Below are 25,695 nucleotides of genomic sequence, written 5' to 3'. Positions count from 1 at the left end.
CAGATGAGCTTTGATGCAACCGCTGTGGCGGGCAAGTCCGCGCTGATCACGGGCGCCAGTCGCGGGATCGGGCTGGAAGCTGCGCGCGCCTTTGCCGCTGCCGGGGCAAAGGTCGGGATAGCAGCGCGCAGCACCGATGCACTGGATGACCTTGCCGCACAGACAGGGGCGATACCGATTGCCTGCGATGTGGCCGACTATTCCGCTGTCGAACGGGCAGTTACCCGCATGTGCGAAGAATTCGGGCGGCTGGATGTTCTGATAAACAATGCAGGTGTAATTGATCCGATCGCGCCGCTCTCCAGTGTCGATCCTGACGAATTCGGGCGGCTGATCGACATCAACCTGAAAGGTGTCTTGCACGGATTGCGCGCGGCAATGCCCGTCATGCAGGCGCAAGGCGGGGGCAGTATTATCACGGTCGGATCTGGGGCGGCGCATAACCCGTTGGAAGGATGGGGCGGGTATTGCAGTTCCAAGGCGGGCGCATGGATGCTGACCCGCGTGGCCGACATAGAGGCACGCGGGCGCGGTTTGCGCATCATGAGTCTGTCGCCCGGCACGGTCGCAACCGATATGCAGCGCACAATAAAGGCAAGCGGCGTCAATGCTGTCAGCCAGTTGGATTGGTCAACCCATATTCCGCCGGACTGGCCCGCCAAGGCGCTGCTCTGGATGTGCACGCCAGATGCCGATGACTGGATCGGGCGCGAAGTATCGTTGCGCGATGAAGGTATTCGCCGTCGTCTGGGGCTGTCGGCATGATCCGGGTCGCGCAGGATGGCGCAATCTGGACCCTGACACTGGACCGGCCAGACAAGGCGAATTCCCTGACAGCAGACATGTTGCAGAATTTATGCGCCGCAGTGGATGACGCCACCCGCCAACAAGCCTGCGCCATCATCCTGACCGGCGCGGGGCGCGTGTTCAGCGCTGGCGCAGATCTTGAAGAGGCACGCGCGGGGCTGGCAACTTCGCCGCTATGGGAAGACCTGTCCGCGAGGATTGCACAGGCACGATGCCTGACCATCGCGGCGCTGAACGGCACGCTGGCTGGCGGTGCATTCGGAATGGCACTGGCCTGTGATCTTCGGCTTTGCGTGCCGGGCGCGAAGTTTTTCTATCCGGTGATGAAGCTTGGCTTTCTGCCACAACCCTCGGACCCGGGCAGGCTGGCCGCCCTGATGGGGCCAGCACGCGCAAAGATGATCCTGATGGCCGGTACCCGCGTAGAGGCGGAGGAAGCGCGCGACTGGGGGCTGGTTGACCGGATCGTGGCGCCTGAAAACCTGATGGACACGGCGCAGGCGCTTTGCGCCGATGCACTCTCGGCGCAACCGGCCCATGTTGCCGCGATCAAGCGCCTTGTCCCATGATTTACCCTTTCCCAAGCGCATTCCAGCAGTTAGATGCTTTAGCATGAGGAATGTTATCAGCGCATTTGTGGCTTTTGCATTGGCTTTGGCCATTGCGCTGTCCAGTGTCGGGCACGCTGCTGCGCGCAATCAGGCGCATGGTGCGCAAACACTGGTTATCTGCACAGGCTACGGGTTGGTGCGCATCACCATGGATGCCGACGGAAACCCGGTCGAGCAGACATTGCCCTGCCCTGATTGCCTGGTCACGCCCGCAGCGCTTCTGGCCGAAGTCGAAGTTCACGCGCGACTTTATGAACACCGCAGCGAAAGAAGCGACCTCTCCAGCCCGCTGAGGTTCAGCGCGGCGGCGGGGTGTTGGCATGAACCGCGCGGCCCCCCGCAACTTGTCTGAGATGAAATATATATGAAATCAGACAAGGAAAAAGCTATGAAACGTATTCTTCTACCAGCAGCATGCGCTGCTACTTTCGCGCTGCCTGCATTGGCCTGTGACGGGTTGCAGATCGAGGACCCCTATGCGCGCGCATCGACCGCGATGTCACAATCTGGCGCGGCCTTCCTGCGCTTTGTCAATCATGGTGATGCCGAGTGTCATCTGATTTCGGCGCAATCCGATGCCGCACAACGGGTCGAGTTGCACACGCATATCGAGGATGACGCGGGCGTTATGCGCATGGTCGAGGTGACCGAAGGTTTTGTCATTCCTGCGCATGGTGAATATGCGCTTGAACGTGGCGGCGACCACCTCATGTTTCTGGGGCTGAACCAGGTCTTCAATCATGGCGATGAGATCAGCGTCACGCTAAGCTTTGTCGAGGGGGATGACATGGAGATTGTCATTCCTGTGGATCTGGAACGCACGCCGGATCATCAGCCCGCTCACGGCCACGACCACAGCCACGGCCATTCGCACGATTGACGACACCAGGGACAGGGGCCGCGACAGTGGCCCCTTGTTCCTCCATGTGAGAGGGGTGACATGATACAAGCAAAGCGCGTCATCTTCGTTTGTTTGGGGAATATCTGCCGCTCACCCACGGCACATGGTGTGTTTCGTGACAAGGCCGCGCAAGCCGGTCTGGATATTGTCACCGACAGTGCGGGCACCGGTGACTGGCATATCGACAGCCCACCCGACAGGCGTGCGACACTTGCCGCACAAACCAGAGGTTATGACATCTCTGATCTGCGGGCACGCCAGTTCACCGCCCTGGATTTCGATCAGTTTGATCTGATCCTTGCAATGGATAGGGCAAATAAGCGCACTATAGAAGCACAGCGTCCCGCAGGCAGCACGACCCCGGTGCTATTGTTCCGTGAACTTCTGGGGCAACATGACAGCGATGTACCCGATCCCTATTTCGACGGATCGTTCGATCACGTTCTGGACCTGATAGAGTCAGGGTCCGACGCGTTGCTGTCGAGAATAAAGTAAGGGCAAGGCCCGATACAGCGCTTGCCCTTATTGTATCTGCTAAGTCTTAGCGACCAGTACAAGCCTGTTCAGCGGCATCGCCAAAGGCGCGGTAGCGCGCCCAGAACGCGTTATCGCGATCACTTTTCGACATTCTGACATCTTGTGCAAGTTGCGGGTCGCGGAAGAAGCTGGCAGCGCGGCGCTGCTCGGCACGGGTAAGCGTGCGCTGCGCGACTGAATCGATACAGCGGCACATTGACCGTGTGGCCTGCGCGCGGTCCGACCGCAGACATGCTGTTTCCAGCGGTCCAGCGCTTGCAGGTGCAGGAACAAGTGGAGCGGCCAGTATGACCAACGTAGCTGCGAGAAGTGTCTGTTTCATAAAGCCCTCATCAGGTTTCATATCCTGTCATGTTGTCCCGGATCGTTATTGTGCCCGGCTCGTTACGAGTAACAACAAAACTGCCTCGATTATGCAGGTCGGATAATAGCAGAGATACACCAGTTCTCGCTAATAGATTCTGAACCTTGAGACGATTTGTCCAAATGCTTCACATGCGCGGGGCAAATCTTGCGACAGCCTCCCGCAGGGCCACAATCTGTGGCGTGCCGGATCTATGCTGGCCCCTGCCCTATCGCGCCAGAACGTGATTCGATTCAGCCTGGTTGCGCCACTCAACTCCCGCAACGAAGCAATCTGACAACAGCGCAAACCGTCCGGCAAAGGGCCTATTCGCGCCAATTCCAGGCAGATCCGGTAGAAGAAAGCCCTTGAAGAAATTTCTGCCCAGATCAATGGTCACTTCAATATCCTGATAGGTAATTGCAGTCTCGGTGATCTGGAATTGCGCCTTGTAGGCCGCCTCTTTGATGCATTTCAGAAGCATTGCAAAATGGCCACGCTGAGAGGGACCGAGACTGGCCAGCCAGTGCATTTCCGCGATTCTGGACACTTCAGGCCAGCGCGCCGGTTCCAGCCCAGTCGCAGTGCCAATTTTCAGGCCAAGCGCCAGAATGTCAGGCTCATCTGAAACGACTGCAAGGGAATCGCGGTCAGTATGTGAAATTGACCCCGTCATGCCCGGTGGCCAGATAGGCGCCTGTGCCGTGCCTTGCAGGACCGGGCGGGGCACATGACCCAACTGTTCCATCGCGGCATGGGCTGCGGCGCGGCCTGCGCCAAACTGACGCGCGCGCACAGCCCCTTCATGTTCGATCGCCAGAACTTCATCACCGATCAGGCGTGCCATGGGCGCGCGCGGGTCCGCCCACGCCATCAGAACCCTGTCCCCAAAAAGCGGATTTGCAAATTCTGAATACGCAAAACGCTGAAGCATCATGACATGCCGTACCTTCTCAACCAAACAGCTTGAGCACGGTTGAAAGACAGCGGTTTGCCGTCTGCCACATGCCCAAGCCTGACCTTGATGACATGCGATAAGGGAAAAAATGTGGCGCTGCTGGGCCTTTTTTGGAAACCCGGGGGTGCGGTTCATGCGGATGGGCACCCGCATCACTCAGCTTCAAATTTCAGGTTTTCGCAACACCTCGGCAGCGGCGCTAAGTGCTTGTTCCAAAACTGATTCATCGCCAATATGATTTGCCATGATCAAGATCAGACGTGCATTCAGCGCATCACTCTCTGCCTTGGACAAACCATCATGAATAGCCATCAGATTGGCATAAAACCTATCCGGGTCGGCCAGATTGCGTTTGAGATTCAGATCAGGCATTCCACCCTCCAAGTTGCACAGCGATGGCGCGCCGAAATGCAGTTTTGACCGCCATTTCATCATGGCTTGGCCAACGCGCCGCAACATGATGGTCGGGGCGGACCAGATACAGCGCGCCGGATAGATCGCCGAGATACCGCTTGGCAAGTATTGGGTTATCCTTGGCGCTGATCTCCAGAACCTGTATCCCGGCCAGATTGGCAGGCTCCGGGCAGGGCGTGTTAATGGCGAGCAAGGTAAAATCAGGGCCAAGTGCGTCGAGCAACCAGCCATCACCGAGCGGGGCGTCTGGCAGGGGTGAACCGGGGCGGGTACATACAGGCATGTCAGCGCAATCTTCGCTGTTCAGCGGGCCGTCATCATAGGTACAGGGAACAGATAGCCGCCCTGAATTCACGATAGGGCGCGCGAAATCATGACGCGCGGCAAGGTCCAACACTGCATCGCGGAACAGATGACTGATCTCTGATTTGGGTGTGATAAATTCGGTCGAGCGGGTTGAATTCATGATGTTTTCATCCGCGCCATAAACGCGTTCCCAATCATAGCTGTCCAGCAGGGTTTCGGGTGCAGCACCATCCAGAACCCGCGCAAGCTTCCAGCACAGATTGTCAGTATCCTGTAGCCCGGAATTGGCCCCGCGTGCGCCAAAGGGCGATACCTGATGCGCGGCATCCCCCGCAAAGATCACGCGGCCATGGCGAAACTTCTCCATCCGGCGGCATTGGAATGTGTAGATAGAGACCCATTCCAACTCGAACTCCACATCCTCGCCCAGCATTGCTTTCAGCCTTGGGATCACACGTTCAGGCTGTTTCTCGGCCTCTCGGTCTATGTCCCAGCCCAGTTGCAGGTCGATCCGCCAGACATTGTCGGGCTGGCGGTGCAGCAGCGCGGATTGGCCGCGATTGAAGGGCGGGTCGAACCAGAACCAGCGTTCGGTTGGAAAGTCAGCCTTCATGACCACATCGGCGATCAGGAAATTATCCTCGAACACGCGGCCTACGAAATCCAGCCCCATCATGCGGCGCGTGGGCGAATTTGCACCATCACAGGCAATCAGCCACTCGGCCTGCAATTCATAGGGGCCTTCGGGGGTTTCAACCTGTAGCCGGACATGATCCCGATGGCGGCCAATCGCCTCGACACGGTTGCGCCCGCGTATCTCGATGGGTTTTCCTTCAGCGGCCAGTACCTGCACGCGTTCGACCAGAAACTGTTCCAGATAGTATTGTTGCAGGTTTATGAAGGCGGGGCGTTTGTGCCCTTCGTCAGGCAGCAAGTCGAATTCAAAGATATCACGTTCGTCAAAGAAAACCCGCCCCTTGTTCCATGTGACGCCGGTTTCGACAGCAATATCCCCACAGCCCAGCCTGTCCAGAATTTCCAACGTGCGCTTGGAAAAGCAGATCGCACGAGAGCCGGAACTGACGCGGTCATTCTCGTCCAGCACCACAACTGGCACGCCCCGTTGCGCAAGATCAATCGCAGCCGCCAGCCCCACCGGCCCCGCGCCCAGAACAATGACCTTGTGATGCACGGGTGAAGTTGCGTCCTGATCCGGGTGGCGGGAATAAGGGTATAACGGCGTCTCGAAAATCTTGGTCATGATCCCTCACTGTCGAATGCGGTGCAAGCTGAACACCGACTGCGGATGCAGGGCAATGATGCAGGTCAACCTGTCGCCCCGCATTATTTTCAGTCCTGAAGGGCCTGCCACATTTCCAGATCGCGCGCGGCTGTCCAGATGCGGGGCGTGTCGATGCCGCGCGCCTCGTCATAGGCGCGGGCAACATTGAACGGCAGGCAATGCTCATAAATCGCATAATCTGCGAATTTCGGGTCACATTCGGCGCGCACAGCATCCCAGGCATCTTTCAGGCTGCCACCCCGCGCCGCCACTTTTGCGGCTGGCGCATAGGTCGAAGCGACGAAATCGCGCGTATTCTCGATCGCGGTATCGACCATGTCGCGGCCGATCAGCGCATCGCCCCGCCCCGGTGCGATGGCATCGACGCCATAGCCCTTGATCGCATCAAGCGTGCTGCCCCAGTCACTGAAATGCCCGTCGCCGCAATAACAGGCAGAATGGTATTCGACGATGTCGCCTGTAAACATGACATTTTCATCTGGCAGATGGATCACGATATCACCCGCCGTATGGGCACGACCAAGATGCATCAGATCCACGCGGCGGTTGCCCAGATAGACGCTCATCCGGTCCCGAAAGGTGGTGGTGGGCCAAGTCAGGCCCGGAATGCTTTCATGGCCCTGAAACAGGCGGGGAAAGCGCTGAAACTCGCTATCCCAGTCTTCCTGCCCGCGCTCGACAACCATACCGCGCGCCGTATCGGACATCAGGATTTGGGGGGCCTCATAGGCCGATGCGCCCAGCACACGCACGGCATGATAATGGGTGAGCGCCAGATGGCTGATCGGCTTGTCCGTGACGCCGCGAATACAGTCGATCACCTTTTGCGCAAGACGAGGGGTGGCCTGCGCCTCGATCACCATGACGCTGTCATCGCCAATAATGACGCCGGAATTTGGGTCACCTTCGGCCGTGAAGGCATATAATCCGCGCCCGATTTCGGTGAAGCTGGTTTTCTTTTCAGTCATGTCGCCTTGAGAGGCAAAAGCTTTGGCCATGAGTCTTTCCTTTGTCTGTTGCGCCGGTTGAAAGGGCGGGTGCCTCCGGCGGGAGTATTTGGAGCAAGAAAATGTCAGCTTGCATACGGGTCTTTCAGGGCAGGTAAAACCGTACCCTCGCAAGCACCAAAACCGATACGGTAGCCATCGCCCTGCGCACTCCCCCTCAGGGTGATTGTATCGCCATCTTCCAGAAAGCTGCGGGTGATGTTGCCCGCTTGGAAAAGCTCTTTGCCGCCCCAACTAAGTTCCAGCAAGCTGCCACGGCTGTCTTTGGTCGGCCCGGAAATGGTGCCCGAGCCGAGCAGATCGCCCACGCGCATCGGGCAGCCGCTGGTGGTGTGATGGGCAAGTTGCTGCGCGCTGGAATAATACATTTCGCGATAATTGGTGCGCGCGATGGTCAAGGACTGGCCATCAGGCGGGGTCAGATCAACCTCCAAGGCAATATCATAGAGCATCGGGCCGGGCTCTTGCAAATGCGGCAAAAGCGGCACCTCGCGCGCGGGTGTGGTGGTGCGGAACGGGTCCAACGCGGCGCGCATGATGATCCAGGGGCTGATGCTGGTGGCCGTTGCCTTGGCCTGAAACGGGCCAAGGGGTTGGTATTCCCATGCCTGAATATCGCGCGCGGACCAGTCGTTGAGCAGCACATAGCCAAAGATCATGTTATCTGCATCGGCAACAGAGACCGGCCCATCGCTGGGCTGACCGACAATCGCGCCAAGTTCCAGTTCCAGATCAAACCGGGCCGAAGGGGCGAAACGGGGCATTGCGTCATCCGGGCCTTTGATCTGCCCCCAAGGGCGGCGGACCGATGTGCCGGACACGACCACCGACGACGCGCGGCCATTATAGCCGATGGGAATATGAAGCCAGTTTGGCGGCAGCGCATTGTCAGCCCCGCGAAACATGGTGCCGACATTGGTGGCATGATGGCGACCGGCATAGAAGTCGGTGAATTCGGCGACTGTGAAGGGCATATGCATCTGTGCCCCTGTCATCGGGTGCAGGAACGGCGCGATCTGGTCCTGTTCTGGCGCGGCTTCGCGCAACAGTTCTGTCAGGCGAGCGCGCAAGTCCGCCCAGGCTGAGGGGCCAAGCTCCATCAGCTTGTTCCAGCCGGGCTGATCGAGCACGGGCATGTCACCAAGGTGCAGCATTCCTGCCTGTTCCAAACCTGTCGCATCAAGGATCTGGTCACCGATTGCGACGCCGCACCTGCGCGCACCATCAGTCGAGAACACGCCAAGGGGCAGGTTGTTCAGCGGAAAGTCGCATTCAGGCTGATTTGCGGCGTCAAGCCATGCGCGGATCAAGGGCATCATGCGGCTCCTTTCAGATGGAAACGTGGCGTCGGACTTGGCCGCCGCCTGTGTGGCAAGGGAACCCAAACCTGCCTTGCACATTTATTCAACATACCTTTTGCATATGTGAGGAGAACCCAATGCCAACGCCTGTTGAAACACTTTCGGCCCTTCATACGACTGTTGTCGATGCCGTTAAGGGCTATGACGAAGCTGCGAAGATTACCAAGCGCGACCAGATTGGAACTTTGTGCGCAGGGTTGAAGAAGACCCATATGGGCCATGCGCATGACATCGCCGGTCTGCTGCTGGAACGTGGAGAGCGCCCCGATGCAGACGGATCCTACATGAGCGTTGTGCACAAGCTTGTCCTGAACGCGCGCTTTATGATTACGGCAGATGAGGAAAGCCTGCTGCCCGGCCTGCGCGACGGCGAAAAGCGTTTGCTTGAAGTCTATGACGATACCCTGCGCGAGGCTGAAATTGCGGCGGATGCCTTTCAGAAGGCCGAGATTGATGTCTTGAAAGCGCACCGAACGCACATTCTTGAGAATATCGGCAAGATTGATACGCATATGCAGACGGCGGCCTGAAGCCGCCCCCCTTCCCTGTGGAATAAGGGGGGTGGGGAAGGGGATGTGCGGCGTCACTTTACCCCCGGCGTGCCGTCAAATTTCTTTTCAAGACTGTCCCAGCAGTCGATATAGTCGTCCTGAAGCGGCGCTTCATTTGCGGCGAAAGGCGTCAGGTGCTGCGGGAAACGGGTCTCGAACATGAAGGACATTGTGTTGTCCAGCTTCTCGGCTTGCAGCGTAGCGTTTGAGGCACCCTCAAACGCATTGTTATCGGGGCCATGTGGCAGCATCATGTTGTGCAGCGACATCCCGCCGGGCACAAAACCCTGAGGCTTGGCGTCGTACTGTCCGTAAATATTGCCCATCAATTCGGACATGATGTTCTTGTGATACCACGGCGGACGGAAAGTGTTTTCGGCCACCATCCAACGTTCACGGAACAATACGAAGTCAATATTTGCAGTCCCCGGAACGCCCGAAGGCGCCGTCAGAACGGTAAAAATTGACGGGTCGGGGTGATCGAACAGGATCGCGCCAACCGGGCAATAGGTGCGCAGGTCGTATTTGACCGGCGCATAATTGCCATGCCAGGCCACCACATCCAGCGGTGAATGCCCGATCTGGCATTCGTGAAACTGGCCACACCATTTTATTGTCAGCGTCGAAGGGGTTTCGCGGTCCTCAAATGCGGCAACCGGGGCCTTGAAGTCGCGCCTGTTGGCCATGCAATTCGCACCAATCGGCCCACGGCCCGGCAGTTCGAATTTCTGGCCATAGTTTTCGCAGACGAAACCACGGCAAGGACCTTCAAGTACTTCGACACGGTAGACCAGACCACGCGGGATTATGGCGATTTCCTTGGGTTCAAGATCGATCACACCCAATTCCGTGCAGAAACGCAGCCGTCCTTCTTGTGGGACAACCAGCAATTCGCTGTCGGCCGAGAAGAAATAGGCGTCTTTCATCGATTCCGTGACAAGATAGATATGGCTGGCCATGCCAACCTGTGTGTTCACATCGCCTGCAGTGGTCATGGTGCGCATACCGGTCAGCCATGTCAGGGGCTGGTCGCTATGGGGCACAGGGTCCCAACGATACTGTCCAAGGCTGATCACATCCGGGTCCACATAGGGCGCGGATTTCCAGTAGGGCATGTCAATCTTGGTGAAACGCCCCGAATGCTTGACCGAGGGGCGGATTCGGTAACACCATGTCCGCTCGTTCTGGTGGCTGGGGGCCGTGAATGCTGTTCCCGACAACTGTTCGCCATACAGCCCGTAATTGCATTTCTGGGGGCTGTTCATGCCCTGTGGCAGCGCGCCGGGCAGGGCCTCGGTCTCAAAGTCGTTCCCAAATCCGGGCATATAGCCCTCATGCGGGCCGGAATGAGATGGCGCACGGACCATTCCCTGCGGCAGATCATGGCGTGTCATGGCAGCCCCCTTTGTGCAACTTGAACAGCTTTGCCACCCCTTATTGGTTGCATTTGCAACTATGTCAAGGTTATCGTGACCCGGGCGCATGGAGGAGAGAGGCATGATCCGGCTTTATGAATATTGGCGGTCATCGTCATCCTACCGTGTTCGCATAGGGCTGAACCTGCTGGGTCTGGCCTATGAAAGCGTGCAAATTGATCTTGCGGGTGGTCAGCAAAGCACCGCAGAGAACCTGGCGCGTAATCCGCAAGGCATCGTTCCAACGTTGGAGATTGAAGGTCTTCGCCTGACACAATCCTTGGCGATACTGGAATACCTTGACGAACAATATGCTGCCGGTTGGTTGCCCGGAAACGCGCGGGACCGCGCAAGGGTCAGGGCGATTGCCATGGCAATCGCGATGGAGATCCAGCCGGTGTGTAACTTGCGTGTGGCGAAAGACGCTGTCTCGGCATCAGGTGGCACGTATTCGCTGGAAAGCTGGATGCGCGACCATATAGGACCGGGTCTGGCCGCGGTGGAAACAATGCTGGATCATCCGCAGACAGGCCGTTTCTGCCATGGTGACGCGGTGTCACTGGCCGATATCTGCCTGCTGCCGCAGGTGTATAATGCCCGGCGCTGGGGCGTGGATATGAACCAATTCACACAGATCAGCAGAATCGAAGCAGAAATGCTGGCTTTGGATGCCGTCAGGATGGCACACCCGGACACATACACTCTTGCCTAACCCTCTGCCCCTGACACAAAGTCCCGGCATAACTGACAAGGCTTAGCTTTGCGGGGCCACCCAGCGCCGTTTGATCTGCAAAATCCAGCAACGCCGTCAACTAGCATCTTATATCAGGTGGCAAACACTAGCGGCGGCGCGAGTCAGCTTCGGCAGATATGCTGAACAAGCGCGCGGACAGGGTGCCGCCGAATTCCATGCTTCCCAGAATGACTGTGGTTTCCGCGCCGGTGTCATCTCGGATCACCCACTGACGCAATTCAGTCGGATTGGCCGAGAAAACAAGCCGGATCGAGCCGTATTGGGGGTTTTCGGGGTCTTGGGCGACGACATTTGTCGTATCACCATCATGACTATGTCCAACCACCATGCGCCGATTTTCGAAATCGACATTCTGTTCAAGAATGAGGTTTAGTGGCGTCTGGCGCAAGGGGTATTGGTTTGGCCCTTGGTTGGAGCGGCCATCAAACACCGCAACCTGCCCGCCCCCTGCCATGACAAGTGATTGTTCTGGCGGGTCATATTCAAACCGCACACGACCGGGCCGCCTGATATAAATGCGACCGGTTGCAAGGCTGCCATCCGGGTTGATCTGGGTGAATTCACCCTGTGCAGTCGAAAAGCTGTTGAAATAACGCGATATTTCAGACAGCGGGATCGCCTGTGCATAAGCAGGGAACACCAGCGCAAGCGCTGGCAGCGATAACAAAAGGGAGCGGCGTTTTATGTTCATACGCCCTAGATATCGCATTTGCAGCAAAGCGGAAGATGCGATCTGCTCACGCTTTCAACACAAGGCAGAGAGTTGCCGATGACGCCCAAGACCAGCGCAGGCATTTGGACAAAGGCAGTGTCGCGCTGTCGCTGACGTGTCGCCGCCACGAAAGGGCAAAGACCGGAGCAGTCAGGCGACCTCGGTTGCCTTGATGCCGGAAATAGCCTGAACAAGTGAATCCTCTGTCACCAGATCTGCCGTGAATTCACGCATGATCCGCCCATTATACATTGCAACAATACGGTCGGAAACGCGCAGCACTTCTGGCATTTCCGAGCTGATGACGATCACAGCATAACCTTGTGCGGCAAGCGCGCGCAGCAGGGCGTGAATCTCGGATTTCGACCCGACATCAATGCCGCGCGTCGGTTCATCCACGATCAGCACGCGCGGTTGCATCGACAGCCATTTGCCGATGACGATCTTTTGCTGGTTGCCACCAGACAAGACGCGGACAGTTTGCCGCCAGCTTGGCGTCTTGATCTCCAGCTTCTCCCGATACTTGTCGAAAATCTCATTTTCAGCACTGGACGACACGAATGGGCCAGAGGCCAGGTTCTGGACCTGCGGCAAGGTCATGTTGTCGCGGCAATTCATGGACAAGACCAAACCCTGCTCTTTGCGGTTCTCAGGCACCAATGAGATGCCCAGCGCAATTGCGTCCGGCGGTGAGCCGATTTGCACCTTTTCGCCATCTATCAGAATCTCGCCACTATCGGCGCTGCGCAATCCGAAGAGTGTCTCTGCAATCTCGGTCCTGCCCGCGCCAACCAGACCGTAAAACCCAACCACTTCGCCCGCGCGTACAGAGAAACTGATATCCCGATAGAGCGGCGCGCAAGTCAGGTTGCGAACTTCAAGCACGGTTTCGCCCAGCGTTGGTGTGGCGGTATCACGCGACAGGTCCAGACTGCGCCCGATCATCAGGCGCGTGACTTCATCTTCATTCGTGTCGGCTGTGGTCAGCGTGCCGCGATAACTGCCATCGCGCAAAACGGTAATGCGGTCTGACAGGGTGAATATCTCATCCATCCGGTGCGAGATATAGACGATTCCCACGCCGCGTGCCTTCAGGTCATTGATGATCTCGAACAGCACGACTTTTTCAGCATCCGTCAGCGAGGCGGTCGGTTCATCAAAAACAACGACACGCGCATCAACGGTCAAGGCGCGCGCAATCTCGACCATTTGCTGATTGGCGATTGACAGGTTAACGACCGTCACCTCGCCGCGGAAATTGCAATTCAGCCGTTCAAGAATTGCGTTGGAACGCTCATACAAAGTGGTCCAGTCCACCCGCCCAAAAGACTTTAGCGGCAACTCGCCCAGATAGATATTTTCGGCCGCAGACATTTCCGGCACCAGGCTGAGTTCCTGATGGATAAGCACAACGCCCTGCGCCTTGGCCTCGATCGGGGTGGTCATGCGCACGGGCTGTCCTGCGATGATGATCTGCCCCTCGTCGGGCTGGTACATCCCTGCCAACACTTTCATCAGTGTCGATTTTCCTGCGCCATTCTCACCCAACAGGGCGTGAACCTCGCCGGGCATGACCTCGAAATCTACGCCGTCCAAGGCACGCACGCCCGGAAAAGTCTTGACGATACCCTTCAGGCGCAGGGCCGGTTCCAGTTTCTCATTCATAGGCGCAGACCCCCATCTTCAGTCCGGTTGAAACGTTTGTCCAGAAACAGGACGGCGATCAGGATGCTGCCAAGGATGACATATACATAGAAGGCGGGCACCTGCATCAGGTTCATCCCATTGCGCAGGATACCGATTGCCAGCACGCCCCCAAGCGTGCCGATAATGTCGCCCTTGCCGCCTGTCAGTTTGGTGCCGCCCAACACCACTGCGGTAATCACCCACAGCTCGTAGTCTCGGCCCAGATTGGGGGTTGCCGCGCCCATCTGCGTGGACAGCAGCACGCCGGACAGGGCTGCAAGAAACCCGATGATCATGAAATTGACCATCATATGCGGGCCGACCCGAATACCCGCATTCACCGCAGCTTCGCGGTTGCCGCCGACAGCGTAGGTGTTGCGTCCGTGAACCGTGCGCGACAGCACCAGATGCACGATCAGCGTGCAAACCAGAAAGATCACAGCCAGCACCGGTAAGGGGCCAACAGACAACGCACTGAAATCCGAATAGGCAAAATTCATCGCGTAGAATGAGGATTCGCCAGTATAGACAAATACCAGCCCGCGAATGCCCAGCATTGCGCCAAGTGTCACGATGAAAGCATCGACCCCGGTTTTCCAGACAATGAAACCGTTTATCGCCCCCATCAACAGGCCCACCAGCAATGCAAGGCAGACAGCAGGCAAGATCTGCCAGTTGCCCCATGTTGCGAACATGGCCCAGCTTTGAACATCCACAGCGAAGGCGGCTGCAAGCGCAAGTGTTGCCCCCACTGACAGGTCAATATTGCCGTTGATCATGACCAGTGTCATGCCCAGCGCGATCAGGCCTATGGTGGAAGTCTGCACCAGAATATTCTGGAAATTACGATAGTCGAAGAAGTGATCGGACATCAGGCTGAAGAAGATGAAGACAAGCAGCACGAAGCCCCAGATCGGGTTGCGCATCAGCCAGCGCAAAGGTGTGATATCGGTCAGGTTCGACATGGTGTGCCTCATGCTATGGGTGAAAACAGGCGGCCGCGCTTGGCTGCGACATCCAGCCAGACGGCCACGATAATCACGACCCATGTGACCAGCCATTGCGTGTAATAGGGCTGCCCCATCAGAATCAGGCCATTCTGGATAAAGGCCAGCATCAACACGCCAAGGACAGTTTTCAGAATGCTGCCTGCCCCCCCAAGCAGCGATGTGCCGCCCAGAATAACCGCCGCCAGAACCTGCAGTTCATAGCCCTGGCCCACATTGTTTTGCGACCCCATCACCCGACTGCCCAGAATGATCGCAGCCACCGCCACACAAAGCGCCGAGATCAGATAGGTTGTAAACACGATCCGCGAGCGCGGGATGCCCGAGAATACTGACGCAGTCGGATTTCCGCCCACGGCATAGACCTTGCGGCCAAATGGTGTCGTTGTCATGATCACATGAAACAGGATCGCAAGAAGCCCGAATATGATTATGGGCGCAGCAATTCCAAGGACCGACCCGCGCCCGAAAATGGCAAACCATGTGCCGCGCTGGTCGACAATGTCGACATTCTGCCCACCGCTATAGATCAGCACCAGCCCCTGAATGGCCGATAACATGCCCAATGTCACAATCAGGGAATTGAGCCTGAGTATCCCGATCAGAAACCCGTTTATCGCCCCCAGACACAGCGTTGCCAGCACCATGATCGGGATGGCCAGTTCCGGCCCGACCTTGTCATGCAGATCCACCACAAGCACTGTCGCAAAGGACAGCATGGAGCCAACGGACAGATCCAGATTGCCGCCAATCACGACAATTGTAACGCCGAGCGCCATGACCCCGATGATCGCGGATTGACGAAACACCGACATGATGTTGTCAGGGGTCAGGAACCTGTCGGACATGAACGAAAACACGATCATGAACAGGATAAAGGCCACGAGAATGCCCTGTTTGGCAATCGCGGGGCCACCTGCCTTGAGGCGGTTCAAAAGCATCTGGTTCCTCCCGTGAATCGACTTGCGACGCGCTCTCCCCAGCGCGAAGGTCATGGCTGTGACATCAGCCAAAACCGGGGCAGCCACGCTTTGGCCCGCCCCGGTTCACCCTGAAATTCCCTTAGAAAACAGGGCGGTCGAATTCGTCCATGTTTTCCTGGGTGATCTTGGGTGTGTCGAAATAGTTCAGCTTCGGCACATCCTCGCCTGCCAGAACGTCAAGGGCAGTTTGCAGCGCGGCTTCTGCGTCATCGACCGGCGATTGATAGACCGAACCCCAGTATTCGCCCCGCGCCATCGCGTCATATCCAACGGCAAAGTTGGTCGCGCCGATGAATACCATGCCCTCTGCGCGGCCCGCATCAATAGCGGCATTCAATGCGCCGACGCCCATGTTGTCATCGCCGGAATAGACCCCATCGATAGTGTCGAAGCGGGTCAGGAAGGTTTCCATTGTGCGCTGCGCGCGTTCGCGGTTCCAGTCACCGGGCTGTATGTCCAGCTGTGTGACATCGGGGCACATTTCTGCAAGCCGTTCGTCAAAGCCCTGCTGGCGCTCGATCGCGGTTGTATAGCCTGGCATCCCGGTAATCTGCACGATCTGCCCTTCGCCACCCAGTGCATCGCACATCATCTCAGCCGAATAGATCCCCTGCTGGATATTGTTGGGCCCCGAGAAGGCTGCGATGAAATCCATGCCCGCTTCGGCGATATTGGAATTTGTGACCACAACGGGAATACCCGCATTGTGCGCATTGCGAACAGCGGGGACCAGTGCCTGGCCGTCTGTGGGCCAGATGATAATCGCGTCAACCTGCTGCTGAATCAGGTCTTGCATCTGGCTGATCTGGCGCGCGACGTCACCGCCCGCATCCAGCACGATCACCTCGACATCGGGGTTCGCTTCGGCTGCGGCGATGAAAGCGCGCTCATATGTTGTCTGGTAGCTGTCGATCCCGACATTGTTTTGTGTAATCCCGATCCGAACAGTGTCAGCCGAAGCTGCTGTTGCCAAAGCCAGCGTCCCGCAACTGGCAAGCAAAATGCGCATGGTCTTGTTCATGGTATTCCTCCCATAAGTGAAAATCGCCGCTTGCCTTGGTGGATTCTTCCGCCACTCGGGCCGTTTTGCGGTCATTTCATGCTGTCCGCAAATGGACCATCGCAACACAACTAAAATGTTCAGAATGAACATATGAAGCGCCATTTTGAACATTTATGCGCTATGATCACAAAGCCAATCTGAACAAATTGAAGGTAGAGCGAATGAGCGTTCGAAGCAACTTTGCCAAATCTGGCCCCCAATCCGGAAAGACCGCAGACGTGAAGATGGGAAATATTCAAAAAGAAAATTTCTCCAGCCCTTCTGGCATGATCCGGAAGGGGGTGGTGGCAGAGCAAGCCGCGCTTCCTGCCGCGCTGGCTTTTGTAGATACGCTTTGTGCAGAACTCGACACCGCATTGGAGATTTCGGACCCCAACGCCCATTTCAACATGGTGTCTGCTTTGCTCAAAGCACATCTTAGCGGCAAGATCATTACCGCCACGATGCTGATCTCGGCTTCTGGTGTTCCCTATGCAACGGCGCGGCGTAAATTGCAGCAGTTGCAAGAATGTGGCTTTATCGAACAGCGCGCGCGCACAAGGTCGGGACGATCCTTTTCCCTGCACCCGACCGAGCGGCTGATGACCAACTGGCGTCAGCTTGCAGACCGCATCTTGCGCCTATGCACCGAGGCGGGTGGAATCACCGAAAAGGATGCACGCGAATACTATTTCGGCGCGTCCTATGTGCCCGCCAGCCAGACAATCGCACCACCACAAGTCTTGCCAGAACCGTTGCAACTTGGGGGTGGGCTGCGCATTCTGGTGCATGGCGATCCAACCTTCATGGTGATGGAGAACCTCAAGCGACAGTTTGAGCAGATCATCGGCACGAATATCAGCCAGCGCGCCTTCTCCATCGACCGACTTCGCACAGAAGCCTTGCGCAACGCCGAACGCCGGATCAGCAAATATGATATCATCGCGGTCGATCTGCCCTGGATCGGGGAATTTGCCGAAAAGGGCGTTCTGGCCCCGCTGGACACATGTCTGGACACAGACCGGCTTGACCCGCCAGATTTTCACACTGCCGGCTGGATGGCGGCACATTGGGGCGGGCGGGCGTATGGCGTGCCCAGCCAGACCACGCCAGAGTTGCTATTCTACCGCAAGGACCTGTTTGCCGAGGCCGGACTGGAACCGCCCGACACAACCGACAAGCTGATTGACGCCGCGCGCCATTTTCACGCGCCTCAGAAGGGCCGTTTCGGGATTGCGTGGAATGCGGCCCGCGGCACGGCACTGGGGCACCAGTTCCTGATGACCTGCGCAGATTTCGGTCAGCCTATCGTCAATCTGGACAGGATTGCCGGCGGATTCGCCGCCGATACGGCGCATCGCAGCGACATTGTCCCCACGATCAACACGCCGCTGGCCCTTGACGCGTGCGAATTCCTGCTTTCGCTGATGGAATTCTCGCCCCCGGATATTTTGTCAATGTCCTGGTATGAACGCGTCCGCCCCTATGCCGCGGGCAAGATTGCAATGGCCTACGGCTATACATTACTTGCCCCTTATTTTGAACGTGACCCCTCCTCGCCCGCCAATGGAAACACCGGCTACCTGCCCCATCCGGCAGGGCCAAAGGGGCAGCCGGTTGCAACTGTAGGCGGCTATGTGATGGGCATTCCGGCAAACATCGCGCCCGAACGCCGCGCAGCGGCCGCCGAGGCGCTGATTGCCTTCACCTCGCCCGAGGCACAGAAACTATACATCCTGAACGGCAGCCGTACCGCGCCACGCTATTCGGTCGGGGCCGATCCAGAGGTGCGCCGCATCTCGCCCATTTTCGAGGCGGTGGATGCCATGTCCCTGCGTGACGAATTGCAATACTGGCCCCGCCCGCCAATCCCGCAAATTGCCGAGATCATAGAGATTTGCGGCCAGGAACTTCACGACATGCTGCGCGGAATACTGTCCCCGCGCGATGCATTAAGGCGCGCCCAGTCCCGGGCAGAGGACGCCTTGAAATAACCTAAAGCGCTGAGGAGGACGCCATGGACACCACCCGCCTGCAAGGCAAGAATATACTGATTACCGGTGCCGCGCGCGGTATGGGGGCCTGCAACGCAGAGCATTTCGCCGAACTTGGCGCCAATGTCTGTCTGGGCGATCTGGACCTTGACGCAGCACAAGCGCTGGCAGATCAGATCAACGCGAAAGGCAATGGCCGCGCTATCGCCGTGCGGATGGATGTCACCAAACGCGAAGACAACGCCGCCGCCGTCGCCGCCACCGTCGAAGCCTTTGGCATGATCAATGTGGGCCTGTTTAATGCGGGCCTGAACAAGCCCCGGTTCTTCATGGATATAGATGAAGACAATTGGGACATGATCATGAATGTCAACACCAAGGCCATGTGGCTGGGGATGCAGGAAACCGCGCGCCAGATGATCGCGCAGGGCAAGCAGGACTATCCTTACAAGCTGATCAATGTGGGCTCTATCGCCTCGCGCAAGCCGCTTGTGGATGTGACAGTCTATTGCACATCAAAATACGGCTGCCTTGCACTGACACATTGCGGGGCAATCGGGCTGGCAGAACACGGAATCACCGTCAACGGTTATGCGCCCGGCGTGGTTGTAACCCCGCTATGGGAACAGTTGGACAAGGATCTTGTCGATATCGGTTTCAAGGAACGCGAGGGGCAGGCTTATGACGATATTGTGCGCGACGCACTTCAGATCAAACGTGTCTCCTACCCGGATGACGTGAAAGGCACAGCCGCGTTTCTGTGCAGTTCCGACAGCGACTACATGACGGGTCAGATGATCCATATCGATGGCGGCTGGTGCATCCAGTAACGGCCCCAGCCTTCACCCTCTTTCATCCCTAGACAGAGGTGCGTTGAGCGACGCACCCGAAGGAGCATTCTTATGTCACGTGCCTTGATGCCCAACCTGCTGACACCGCAGGATCTTGAACCCAACTGGGAATGGCGCGACCGCCTGCCCGCATGGGGCCACACATCCGTCGATTTTGAGCGCCGGATCGACCATGACCGTCTGCGCCGCTACAGGTTGGCGCGTACGCGCCAATCGCTACAAAACTCGCAGGCCGGGTCGTTGCTGCTCTTCGATGTGAACAACATTCGCTATGTCACCGCGACCAAGATCGGCGAGTGGGAACGCGACAAGATGTGCCGTTTCTGCCTGCTGACGGGTGACGACAGCCCCTATGTGTGGGATTTCGGCTCGGCCGCTGTGCACCACCAGCGTCATTCCGACTGGCTGGAACCAGATCATTGCCTTGCCGGTGTGGTCGGCATGCGCGGCACGATCCCGCCGGAATTCGGCCTGATGCGCAAATACGCCAAGATGATCGCGCAGCTTATCAAGGATGCGGGCATGGCCGATATGCCAGTGGGTGTGGATTACGCCGAAACGGCGATGTTCCACGCGCTTCAGGAAGAGGGCATCAAGGTCGTCGATGGCCAGCAGATCATGCTGGCCGCACGCGAGATCAAGAACTGGGATGAAATCCAGCTTCTGACGCAAGCCGCCGCGATGGTCGATGGCGTCTATCACATGATCTATGAGGAACTGAAACCCGGCGTGCGCGAGAATGACATCGTCGCGCTATCAAACAAGATGCTCTATGAAATGGGCTCGGACGATGTGGAAGCGATCAACGCGATTTCCGGCGAACGCTGTAACCCGCACCCGCATAACTTCACCGATCGGCTGATCCGCCCCGGCGATCAAGCGTTTTTCGACATTTTGCAAAGCTATCAGGGCTATCGCACCTGCTACTACCGGACCTTCAATGTGGGCCGTGCCACGCCGTCGCAGAATGACGCTTATGTCAAGGCGCGCGAGTGGATTGACGCCTCCATTGCGATGATCAAACCGGGTGTAACCACGGATAAGGTGGCCGAAGTCTGGCCCACAGCGGAATCGCTGGGCTTCCCGAATGAGGACGCCGCCTTCGGTCTGCAATTCGGGCACGGTCTGGGCCTTGCCCTGCATGAGAGACCCATCATCAGCCGCGCGGTCAGCCTCGATCACCCGATGGAGATCAAGACCGGTATGGTCTTTGCACTGGAGACATATTGCCCCGCCACAGACGGCTATTCGGCGGCGCGGATCGAGGAAGAGGTGGTCGTAACCGAGACAGGCTGCGAAGTTATCAGCCTGTTTCCGGCAGAAGAACTGCCGATCGCAAACCGCTACTGAACGCCCCTGCCGGGGCGTGGCCTCCGGCGGGAGTATTTTCGGCAAGAAAATGACGGGCAGTCGCCTTGAAAGGATGAGAGCATGGCCAAGGCCAAGTCGAATACAGAAGATTACCTGCGGATGTATCGCCAGATGGTGCGCATTCGCACATTCGAGGACAATGCAAACCAGTTGTATCTGTCCGCCAAGATGCCCGGCCTGACACATATGTATTCGGGCGAGGAGGCGGTCGCCGTGGGGATCTGCGAGGCGCTGACGGACGCGGACCGCATCACCTCGACCCACCGGGGCCACGGGCATTGCGTGGCCAAGGGGGCGGAGTTCAAACAGATGTTCTGCGAGCTTCTGGGCAAAGCGGAAGGCTATTGCCGCGGCAAGGGCGGGTCCATGCATATTGCCGATCAAAGCCACGGCAACTTGGGGGCCAATGCGATTGTCGGCGGGTCGATGGGGATTGCGACCGGGTCTGCGCTGCGCGCGAAGCTGCAGGGCTCGGATGATGTGACCGTGTGCTTCTTCGGCGACGGGGCAACCGCGCAGGGGCTGATGTATGAGGTCATGAACATGGCTGCGCTGTGGAGCTTGCCGGTCATCTATGCCTGCGAGAATAATGGCTATTCGGAATACACCAAGACCGAGGAAATCGCAGCAGGGTCCATCACTGCACGGGCCGAGGCATTTGGGATCGAGGCGCATCAGGTGGACGGGCAGGATGTGCTGGCGGTCAATGACCTGACACGCAAACTGGTGGCACGTGCGCGCAAGGGCGAGGGTCCGTTCTTCATGGAATTGATGACCTATCGCTATCACGGCCACCATGTCGGCGACATTAACCGCGAATACTACCGCTCCAAGGAAGAAGAAAAGGACTGGAAGGAAAACCGCGACCCGATCATCCGGTTTCGCGCCCATCTGGTCAGCGAAGGTATTGCCACGGAAGAAGACCTTGATGCGATGAATGCCGAGGTCGAGAAGGACGCCGCTGAAGCCGTGGCTTACGCACTGGACGCGGCCTATCCGGATGCATCGGAAGTCGATCAGCATGTTTTTGCGGCCTGAGGAGGAAAGACAATGCGCGAGATAACCCTGTCGCAGGCTGTGAATGAAGCCATTGCCGAGGAAATGCGCCGCGACCCAACAGTTTTCCTGATGGGCGAGGATGTCGCCGAAGCTGGCACGCCGTTCAAGGTGCTGTCCGGTCTGGTCGAGGAATTCGGCACAGACCGCGTGATCGACACGCCCATATCGGAACCCGGCTTCGTCGGGCTTGCGGTGGGCGCGGCGATGACCGGCGCGCGCCCCATTGTGGACCTGATGTTCGGCGATTTCATCTATCTGGTCATGGACCAGCTGTGCAATCAGGCGGCCAAACAGCACTACATGTCAGGCGGCAAACTGACCGTGCCGATGGTGCTGCGCACCAATATGGGCGCCACACGGCGGTCGGCCGCGCAGCACAGCCAGTCCTTGCAAGCGCTGGTAGCGCATATTCCGGGGCTGAAAGTGGCGATGCCGTCTTCGGCCTATGAGGCCAAAGGGCTGATGAAGACCGCCATCCGCGACAACAACCCTGTCGTGATATTCGAAGACAAGCTGATGTATCAGGACAAGGCCCCTGTGCCAGAGGAAGAGTTCCTGATCCCATTCGGTGTGGCCAATGTGAAGCGCGAGGGGACGGACATTACCCTGATCGGCACATCGTCTATGGTGCAGGTGGCCGAGAAGGCGGCGGAGCTTCTGGCAGCCGAAGGGATCAGCGCCGAAGTGATCGACCCGCGCACGATTGTGCCGCTGGATGAAGCGACCTTGCTGGAGAGTGTGCGCAAGACCAGCCGCGCGATTGTCATTGATGAGGGGCACCAGAGCTATGGGGTGACAGCTGAAATCGCCAGCCGCCTTAATGAAAAAGCCTTTTACCATCTGGACGCCCCCATTCTGCGCATGGGCGCGATGGATGTGCCGGTACCCTTCAGCCCCGCGCTGGAGGATTTGACAGTGCCCACGCCCGAACAGGTGGTCGCCAATGCGCGCAAGCTCTGCGCGGGGGAGTTGATCCATGCCGCATGAGGTGACAATGCCTCAACTGGGCATGGCACAGGATGCGGGCAAGATCGTGTCTTGGCTGAAAGCGCCGGGCGACAAGGTGGCCAAGGGCGATGCGCTGTTCGAGGTCGAAACCGACAAGGCCACGATGGAGGTTGAGGCACAGGCCAGCGGCTTTCTGACCCATGTGACGGCACGGGAAGGCGAGGATGTGCCTGTGGGTCAGGCCATCGCGCGCATATCCGATAGTGCCGATGCCGCAGATGCAGGTCCCGAAGGCCGAACCGCAACAGAAAGCCCCGCACCCGACACCCTGCCAGAGGGCCGCGAGATCACCATGCCACAGCTTGGCATGGCGCAAGACAGCGGTGTGCTGGTCGGCTGGCTGGTGGAACTGGGGGCAAAGGTCGGCGCAGACGATCTGCTGTTTGAGGTGGAGACGGACAAGGCAACAATGGAAGTGCCCGCAGGGGTCGGGGGCTATCTGGCGGCGACACTCGCACAGGCCGGCGATACGGTGCCGGTCGGGCATGCGGTGGCCGTGATCTCTGCCAGCAAGCCAGATGCGCCTGTGGCGCGCGGGCTGGTGGCGGCCGGACCGATGCCAGATGCCGCTCCACCGTCGGAAGCTACCAAGGAGGACACATCCATTGCAAATCCTACACCACCCGCGCAAGCTGCGACAGCGCCCGCCCCACAGCCGACCGGCGGGCGGATTCTGGCTTCGCCCAAGCTGCGGCGAGTGGCACTGGAAAAAGGACTGGATCTGGCGCGGCTGGTACAGGCAGGCCACCCCCAGCCCTATCATATGCGCGATCTTGAGGTGTTGAAGAACCTGCCGACGCAGGCCTCTGCCCCACAAGCGGCCATGAGCGTGCAAACCATCCGTCTGGAGGCAGAATGCGCGCAAGACGGCTTTGCCCCCTTCGCCATCTGGGCCGCCGGAGCACGGGGCCTAAGCGATGCGGACGCGCTGCTGGCGGGGCTTGCCGGGGCCAGTCTGGGCCGCGCGGCAACTGTCGCCATCGACCGCTTTGGTGCAAGTCGCGCCTATAATGTGCCCGCCGGCCGCAATCTGTCGGCAGTCGCCCCGTCAGACGCCGCGCCCGACCTGCGCGTACGCGATCTGCGTATGAGCGCGCTGAGTGCCCTCTCTCTGGGTGCCGAAGCCATTCCAGTGCTGACGCTGCTGCCAAAGGGCGCGGGGTTGGCGCTGGTGATGGAATGCGCACCAGATCAACTGGCACCCGATCAGGCCATCGCCCTTCTTTCCGAATTTGCAGGGCGGATGCGCGACCCGCTGCGCCACCTGCTTTAACCCTTCGAGGACCCCATGGATTACACCGATCTTTACATCAACGGCGCATGGCACAAAACGGCGGAGCGGTTTGATGTGATCAACCCCGCCACTGAGCAAGTGCTGGCCTCGGTCGCCTCTGCTGACATTTCCGATGCGGACAAGGCGCTGGATGCAGCACAGGCTGCAATGGTGGAATGGGCCGCACGCACGCCCCGCCAGCGCTCAGAAGTGTTGCGCCGCGCTTGGGAGTTGATGACCGCGCGACTGGACCATTTCGCCCGGCTGATCACGCTGGAAAACGGCAAGGCCCGCGCGGATGCGATGGGCGAGGCGACTTACGCTGCCGAATTCTTCCGCTGGTTTGCCGAAGAGGCCGTGCGCGCCGACGGGCTGATCACGCATGCGCCCAGTTCCGGCGCGCGCATCATGGTGCAGCACAAGCCAGCGGGGCTGGCGGTGCTGATCACGCCGTGGAATTATCCTGCGGCGATGGGCACGCGCAAGATTGCGCCAGCCTTGGCGGCAGGCTGCGCGGTCATCATCAAGCCTGCGTCGGAAACGCCGCTGACGATGCTGGCGCTGATGCCGCTTCTGGAAGAAGCGGGCGTGCCTGCGGGGCTGGTCAATGTGCTGCCCTCCAAGAAAACCGGCGCATTGGTGGACCATATGCTGCATGATCCCCGCGTGCGCGTGGTCAGTTTTACCGGATCGACCGGCGTGGGCCGCACATTGCTGAAAGGGGCTGCCGATCAGGTCTTGAAACCGGCAATGGAACTGGGCGGCAATGCGCCCGTGATCGTGTTTGATGATGCCAATATGGATGTGGCCATTGAAGGCACCATGCTGGCCAAGATGCGCAATCTGGGCGAGGCCTGCACCGCCGCAAACCGGATTTATGTGCATGAGAAGATCGCGCCAGAATTCACCCGCCGCCTGACAGCAGCCATGTCGGCCTTGATGGTGGGCGATGGCACGGACCCGAGTGTTGATGTCGGGCCGCTGGTCAATGCCGCCACGCGCGACAAGGTGGCCGAATTCGTGGCCGATGCACTTGCCAAGGGCGCAAGGCTGGAATGCGGCGGTGTGGTGCCGGATGTCACAGGGTATTTCTACCCGCCCACAGTGCTGTCGAATGTGCCGGAGGATGCCGATTGCGTGCATGACGAAATCTTCGGGCCAGTCGCGGCCATCCAGACCTTTACCGATCAGGAAGATGTCATCACCCGCGCCAATGCCACCGAATACGGGCTGGTGGCCTATGTCTTCTCGGGCGACTTCAAGCGCGCGCTGCAAGCGTGTGAACGGCTGGACTACGGCATGGTGGGGCTGAACCGTGGCCTTGTCAGCGACCCGGCAGCCCCCTTTGGCGGGACCAAGCAATCGGGGCTTGGGCGCGAAGGCGGGCATGAGGGGATGCTGGAATTCATGGAAACACAATATATCTCGGCCAGTTGGTAAG

The 25,695-nt window shown here is 58.5% G+C and carries 26 protein-coding genes; 14 read left to right on the top strand and 12 right to left on the bottom strand.

Annotated features, from left to right (window positions below):
• The first annotated feature begins 3 nt into the window (after nucleotides 1–3).
• The 5 genes from EV660_RS09065 to EV660_RS09045 are packed head-to-tail and all read left to right on the top strand — an operon-like array spanning nucleotide 4 to nucleotide 2,814.
• Entirely contained in the window at nucleotides 4–765 is a 762-nt protein-coding gene (locus EV660_RS09065; RefSeq protein WP_071481906.1) for an SDR family oxidoreductase, read from the top strand.
• Complete coding sequence (locus EV660_RS09060; protein WP_071479805.1) at nucleotides 762–1,376, top strand: enoyl-CoA hydratase/isomerase family protein; 615 nt, start codon at nucleotides 762–764, stop codon at nucleotides 1,374–1,376. Before EV660_RS09065 ends, EV660_RS09060 begins: the two co-directional genes overlap by 4 nt.
• A gap of 43 nt (nucleotides 1,377–1,419) precedes the next feature.
• Entirely contained in the window at nucleotides 1,420–1,770 is a 351-nt protein-coding gene (locus EV660_RS09055) for a hypothetical protein (protein ID WP_071479806.1), read from the top strand.
• A gap of 36 nt (nucleotides 1,771–1,806) precedes the next feature.
• Nucleotides 1,807–2,298, top strand: a complete 492-nt coding sequence (locus EV660_RS09050; protein ID WP_071481907.1) for a copper chaperone PCu(A)C — start codon at nucleotides 1,807–1,809, stop codon at nucleotides 2,296–2,298.
• 60 nt (nucleotides 2,299–2,358) lie between these two features.
• The gene (locus tag EV660_RS09045) at nucleotides 2,359–2,814 is read left to right on the top strand and encodes a low molecular weight protein-tyrosine-phosphatase (RefSeq protein ID WP_071479807.1); all 456 of its coding nucleotides are present in this window, start codon (nucleotides 2,359–2,361) and stop codon (nucleotides 2,812–2,814) included.
• A gap of 46 nt (nucleotides 2,815–2,860) precedes the next feature.
• Here the strand turns inward: EV660_RS09045 and EV660_RS09040 are convergent, their stop codons facing one another.
• The 6 genes from EV660_RS09040 to fahA form a co-directional block, all read right to left on the bottom strand.
• Nucleotides 2,861–3,178, bottom strand: a complete 318-nt coding sequence (locus EV660_RS09040; RefSeq protein WP_071481908.1) for a hypothetical protein — start codon at nucleotides 3,176–3,178, stop codon at nucleotides 2,861–2,863.
• Between the two features lie 250 nt (nucleotides 3,179–3,428).
• The gene (locus EV660_RS09035) at nucleotides 3,429–4,073 is read right to left on the bottom strand and encodes a 4'-phosphopantetheinyl transferase family protein (RefSeq protein ID WP_134013991.1); all 645 of its coding nucleotides are present in this window, start codon (nucleotides 4,071–4,073) and stop codon (nucleotides 3,429–3,431) included.
• Between the two features lie 246 nt (nucleotides 4,074–4,319).
• Entirely contained in the window at nucleotides 4,320–4,529 is a 210-nt protein-coding gene (locus tag EV660_RS09030) for a DUF2783 domain-containing protein (protein ID WP_071479809.1), read from the bottom strand.
• Nucleotides 4,522–6,138, bottom strand: a complete 1,617-nt coding sequence (locus tag EV660_RS09025) for an FAD-dependent oxidoreductase (RefSeq protein WP_071479810.1) — start codon at nucleotides 6,136–6,138, stop codon at nucleotides 4,522–4,524. The genes EV660_RS09030 and EV660_RS09025 overlap by 8 nt, the downstream gene beginning before the upstream one ends.
• A gap of 89 nt (nucleotides 6,139–6,227) precedes the next feature.
• The gene (locus EV660_RS09020) at nucleotides 6,228–7,178 is read right to left on the bottom strand and encodes an MBL fold metallo-hydrolase (protein ID WP_071479811.1); all 951 of its coding nucleotides are present in this window, start codon (nucleotides 7,176–7,178) and stop codon (nucleotides 6,228–6,230) included.
• 74 nt (nucleotides 7,179–7,252) lie between these two features.
• Nucleotides 7,253–8,503: a fumarylacetoacetase gene (fahA, locus tag EV660_RS09015; RefSeq protein WP_071481909.1), complete on the bottom strand. Its 1,251-nt coding sequence runs from the start codon at nucleotides 8,501–8,503 to the stop codon at nucleotides 7,253–7,255.
• 122 nt (nucleotides 8,504–8,625) lie between these two features.
• Here fahA and EV660_RS09010 point away from each other — a divergent pair, with 122 nt between their 5' ends.
• Entirely contained in the window at nucleotides 8,626–9,078 is a 453-nt protein-coding gene (locus tag EV660_RS09010; protein WP_071479812.1) for a DUF2383 domain-containing protein, read from the top strand.
• A gap of 53 nt (nucleotides 9,079–9,131) precedes the next feature.
• Here EV660_RS09010 and hmgA read toward each other — a convergent pair whose 3' ends face one another.
• Complete coding sequence (hmgA, locus tag EV660_RS09005; protein ID WP_071481910.1) at nucleotides 9,132–10,493, bottom strand: homogentisate 1,2-dioxygenase; 1,362 nt, start codon at nucleotides 10,491–10,493, stop codon at nucleotides 9,132–9,134.
• 88 nt (nucleotides 10,494–10,581) lie between these two features.
• Between hmgA and maiA the strand changes: the two genes are divergently transcribed.
• The gene (gene maiA, locus EV660_RS09000; RefSeq protein WP_232727360.1) at nucleotides 10,582–11,226 is read left to right on the top strand and encodes a maleylacetoacetate isomerase; all 645 of its coding nucleotides are present in this window, start codon (nucleotides 10,582–10,584) and stop codon (nucleotides 11,224–11,226) included.
• Nucleotides 11,227–11,353: 127 nt separating this feature from the next.
• Here the strand turns inward: maiA and EV660_RS08995 are convergent, their stop codons facing one another.
• The 5 genes from EV660_RS08995 to EV660_RS08975 all read right to left on the bottom strand — a co-directional run bounded on the left by EV660_RS08995 (nucleotide 11,354) and on the right by EV660_RS08975 (nucleotide 16,677).
• Nucleotides 11,354–11,959, bottom strand: a complete 606-nt coding sequence (locus EV660_RS08995) for a LolA family protein (RefSeq protein WP_071479813.1) — start codon at nucleotides 11,957–11,959, stop codon at nucleotides 11,354–11,356.
• A gap of 171 nt (nucleotides 11,960–12,130) precedes the next feature.
• Nucleotides 12,131–13,645, bottom strand: coding sequence for a sugar ABC transporter ATP-binding protein (locus tag EV660_RS08990; protein ID WP_071479814.1), 1,515 nt, complete (start codon nucleotides 13,643–13,645; stop codon nucleotides 12,131–12,133).
• The gene (locus tag EV660_RS08985; RefSeq protein WP_184409754.1) at nucleotides 13,642–14,631 is read right to left on the bottom strand and encodes an ABC transporter permease; all 990 of its coding nucleotides are present in this window, start codon (nucleotides 14,629–14,631) and stop codon (nucleotides 13,642–13,644) included. Before EV660_RS08985 ends, EV660_RS08990 begins: the two co-directional genes overlap by 4 nt.
• Before the next feature lie 8 nt (nucleotides 14,632–14,639).
• Nucleotides 14,640–15,614 carry an ABC transporter permease gene (locus EV660_RS08980; RefSeq protein WP_071479815.1) on the bottom strand — a complete coding sequence of 325 codons (975 nt, stop codon included), beginning with the start codon at nucleotides 15,612–15,614 and terminating at the stop codon, nucleotides 14,640–14,642.
• A gap of 121 nt (nucleotides 15,615–15,735) precedes the next feature.
• A complete protein-coding gene (locus EV660_RS08975) occupies nucleotides 15,736–16,677 on the bottom strand; it encodes a sugar ABC transporter substrate-binding protein (protein ID WP_071481913.1) in 942 nt (313 codons plus the stop codon).
• A gap of 266 nt (nucleotides 16,678–16,943) precedes the next feature.
• Between EV660_RS08975 and EV660_RS08970 the strand changes: the two genes are divergently transcribed.
• The 7 genes from EV660_RS08970 (at nucleotide 16,944) to EV660_RS08945 (ending at nucleotide 25,694) form a co-directional block, all read left to right on the top strand.
• Nucleotides 16,944–18,692 carry an extracellular solute-binding protein gene (locus tag EV660_RS08970; protein WP_084635067.1) on the top strand — a complete coding sequence of 583 codons (1,749 nt, stop codon included), beginning with the start codon at nucleotides 16,944–16,946 and terminating at the stop codon, nucleotides 18,690–18,692.
• Nucleotides 18,693–18,715: 23 nt separating this feature from the next.
• Complete coding sequence (locus EV660_RS08965; protein WP_071479816.1) at nucleotides 18,716–19,522, top strand: SDR family NAD(P)-dependent oxidoreductase; 807 nt, start codon at nucleotides 18,716–18,718, stop codon at nucleotides 19,520–19,522.
• A 72-nt stretch (nucleotides 19,523–19,594) separates the two neighbouring features.
• The gene (locus tag EV660_RS08960) at nucleotides 19,595–20,893 is read left to right on the top strand and encodes a M24 family metallopeptidase (RefSeq protein ID WP_071479817.1); all 1,299 of its coding nucleotides are present in this window, start codon (nucleotides 19,595–19,597) and stop codon (nucleotides 20,891–20,893) included.
• 81 nt (nucleotides 20,894–20,974) lie between these two features.
• Nucleotides 20,975–21,952 carry a thiamine pyrophosphate-dependent dehydrogenase E1 component subunit alpha gene (locus EV660_RS18830; protein ID WP_071479818.1) on the top strand — a complete coding sequence of 326 codons (978 nt, stop codon included), beginning with the start codon at nucleotides 20,975–20,977 and terminating at the stop codon, nucleotides 21,950–21,952.
• Nucleotides 21,953–21,964: 12 nt separating this feature from the next.
• Nucleotides 21,965–22,960 (top strand): alpha-ketoacid dehydrogenase subunit beta, encoded by a 996-nt coding sequence (locus EV660_RS18825; RefSeq protein WP_071479819.1) that lies wholly within the window; start codon nucleotides 21,965–21,967, stop codon nucleotides 22,958–22,960.
• A complete protein-coding gene (locus EV660_RS08950) occupies nucleotides 22,950–24,254 on the top strand; it encodes a biotin/lipoyl-containing protein (RefSeq protein WP_071479820.1) in 1,305 nt (434 codons plus the stop codon). The genes EV660_RS18825 and EV660_RS08950 overlap by 11 nt, the downstream gene beginning before the upstream one ends.
• A 15-nt stretch (nucleotides 24,255–24,269) precedes the next feature.
• Nucleotides 24,270–25,694: an NAD-dependent succinate-semialdehyde dehydrogenase gene (locus EV660_RS08945; protein WP_071479821.1), complete on the top strand. Its 1,425-nt coding sequence runs from the start codon at nucleotides 24,270–24,272 to the stop codon at nucleotides 25,692–25,694.
• Nucleotide 25,695: the final 1 nt, after the last annotated feature.

The sequence above is a fragment of the Roseinatronobacter bogoriensis DSM 18756 genome (assembly GCF_004366635.1).
Classification (GTDB): Bacteria; Pseudomonadota; Alphaproteobacteria; order Rhodobacterales; family Rhodobacteraceae; genus Roseinatronobacter; species Roseinatronobacter bogoriensis.
Note: the sequence above shows the minus strand (reverse complement) of the source record. Positions and strands in the feature narration are given on the sequence as shown.

What these genes read in the sequence shown, in the direction of transcription:
- EV660_RS09040 (WP_071481908.1), bottom strand. Translation starts at nt 3,178, where the DNA reads ATGAAACAGACACTTCTCGCAGCTACGTTGGTCATACTGGCCGCTCCA.
- EV660_RS09010 (WP_071479812.1), top strand. Translation starts at nt 8,626, where the DNA reads ATGCCAACGCCTGTTGAAACACTTTCGGCCCTTCATACGACTGTTGTC.
- EV660_RS08995 (WP_071479813.1), bottom strand. Translation starts at nt 11,959, where the DNA reads ATGAACATAAAACGCCGCTCCCTTTTGTTATCGCTGCCAGCGCTTGCG.
- EV660_RS09055 (WP_071479806.1), top strand. Translation starts at nt 1,420, where the DNA reads ATGAGGAATGTTATCAGCGCATTTGTGGCTTTTGCATTGGCTTTGGCC.
- EV660_RS18830 (WP_071479818.1), top strand. Translation starts at nt 20,975, where the DNA reads ATGGCCAAGGCCAAGTCGAATACAGAAGATTACCTGCGGATGTATCGC.
- EV660_RS08985 (WP_184409754.1), bottom strand. Translation starts at nt 14,631, where the DNA reads ATGTCGAACCTGACCGATATCACACCTTTGCGCTGGCTGATGCGCAAC.
- EV660_RS08970 (WP_084635067.1), top strand. Translation starts at nt 16,944, where the DNA reads ATGGGAAATATTCAAAAAGAAAATTTCTCCAGCCCTTCTGGCATGATC.
- EV660_RS18825 (WP_071479819.1), top strand. Translation starts at nt 21,965, where the DNA reads ATGCGCGAGATAACCCTGTCGCAGGCTGTGAATGAAGCCATTGCCGAG.
- EV660_RS09030 (WP_071479809.1), bottom strand. Translation starts at nt 4,529, where the DNA reads ATGCCTGATCTGAATCTCAAACGCAATCTGGCCGACCCGGATAGGTTT.
- EV660_RS09020 (WP_071479811.1), bottom strand. Translation starts at nt 7,178, where the DNA reads ATGGCCAAAGCTTTTGCCTCTCAAGGCGACATGACTGAAAAGAAAACC.
- fahA (WP_071481909.1), bottom strand. Translation starts at nt 8,503, where the DNA reads ATGCCCTTGATCCGCGCATGGCTTGACGCCGCAAATCAGCCTGAATGC.
- EV660_RS08945 (WP_071479821.1), top strand. Translation starts at nt 24,270, where the DNA reads ATGGATTACACCGATCTTTACATCAACGGCGCATGGCACAAAACGGCG.
- EV660_RS09045 (WP_071479807.1), top strand. Translation starts at nt 2,359, where the DNA reads ATGATACAAGCAAAGCGCGTCATCTTCGTTTGTTTGGGGAATATCTGC.
- EV660_RS09025 (WP_071479810.1), bottom strand. Translation starts at nt 6,138, where the DNA reads ATGACCAAGATTTTCGAGACGCCGTTATACCCTTATTCCCGCCACCCG.
- maiA (WP_232727360.1), top strand. Translation starts at nt 10,582, where the DNA reads ATGGAGGAGAGAGGCATGATCCGGCTTTATGAATATTGGCGGTCATCG.
- EV660_RS08975 (WP_071481913.1), bottom strand. Translation starts at nt 16,677, where the DNA reads ATGAACAAGACCATGCGCATTTTGCTTGCCAGTTGCGGGACGCTGGCT.
- EV660_RS09035 (WP_134013991.1), bottom strand. Translation starts at nt 4,073, where the DNA reads ATGGCGTGGGCGGACCCGCGCGCGCCCATGGCACGCCTGATCGGTGAT.
- hmgA (WP_071481910.1), bottom strand. Translation starts at nt 10,493, where the DNA reads ATGACACGCCATGATCTGCCGCAGGGAATGGTCCGTGCGCCATCTCAT.
- EV660_RS09060 (WP_071479805.1), top strand. Translation starts at nt 762, where the DNA reads ATGATCCGGGTCGCGCAGGATGGCGCAATCTGGACCCTGACACTGGAC.
- EV660_RS08990 (WP_071479814.1), bottom strand. Translation starts at nt 13,645, where the DNA reads ATGAATGAGAAACTGGAACCGGCCCTGCGCCTGAAGGGTATCGTCAAG.
- EV660_RS09065 (WP_071481906.1), top strand. Translation starts at nt 4, where the DNA reads ATGAGCTTTGATGCAACCGCTGTGGCGGGCAAGTCCGCGCTGATCACG.
- EV660_RS08965 (WP_071479816.1), top strand. Translation starts at nt 18,716, where the DNA reads ATGGACACCACCCGCCTGCAAGGCAAGAATATACTGATTACCGGTGCC.
- EV660_RS08950 (WP_071479820.1), top strand. Translation starts at nt 22,950, where the DNA reads ATGCCGCATGAGGTGACAATGCCTCAACTGGGCATGGCACAGGATGCG.
- EV660_RS08960 (WP_071479817.1), top strand. Translation starts at nt 19,595, where the DNA reads ATGTCACGTGCCTTGATGCCCAACCTGCTGACACCGCAGGATCTTGAA.
- EV660_RS08980 (WP_071479815.1), bottom strand. Translation starts at nt 15,614, where the DNA reads ATGCTTTTGAACCGCCTCAAGGCAGGTGGCCCCGCGATTGCCAAACAG.
- EV660_RS09050 (WP_071481907.1), top strand. Translation starts at nt 1,807, where the DNA reads ATGAAACGTATTCTTCTACCAGCAGCATGCGCTGCTACTTTCGCGCTG.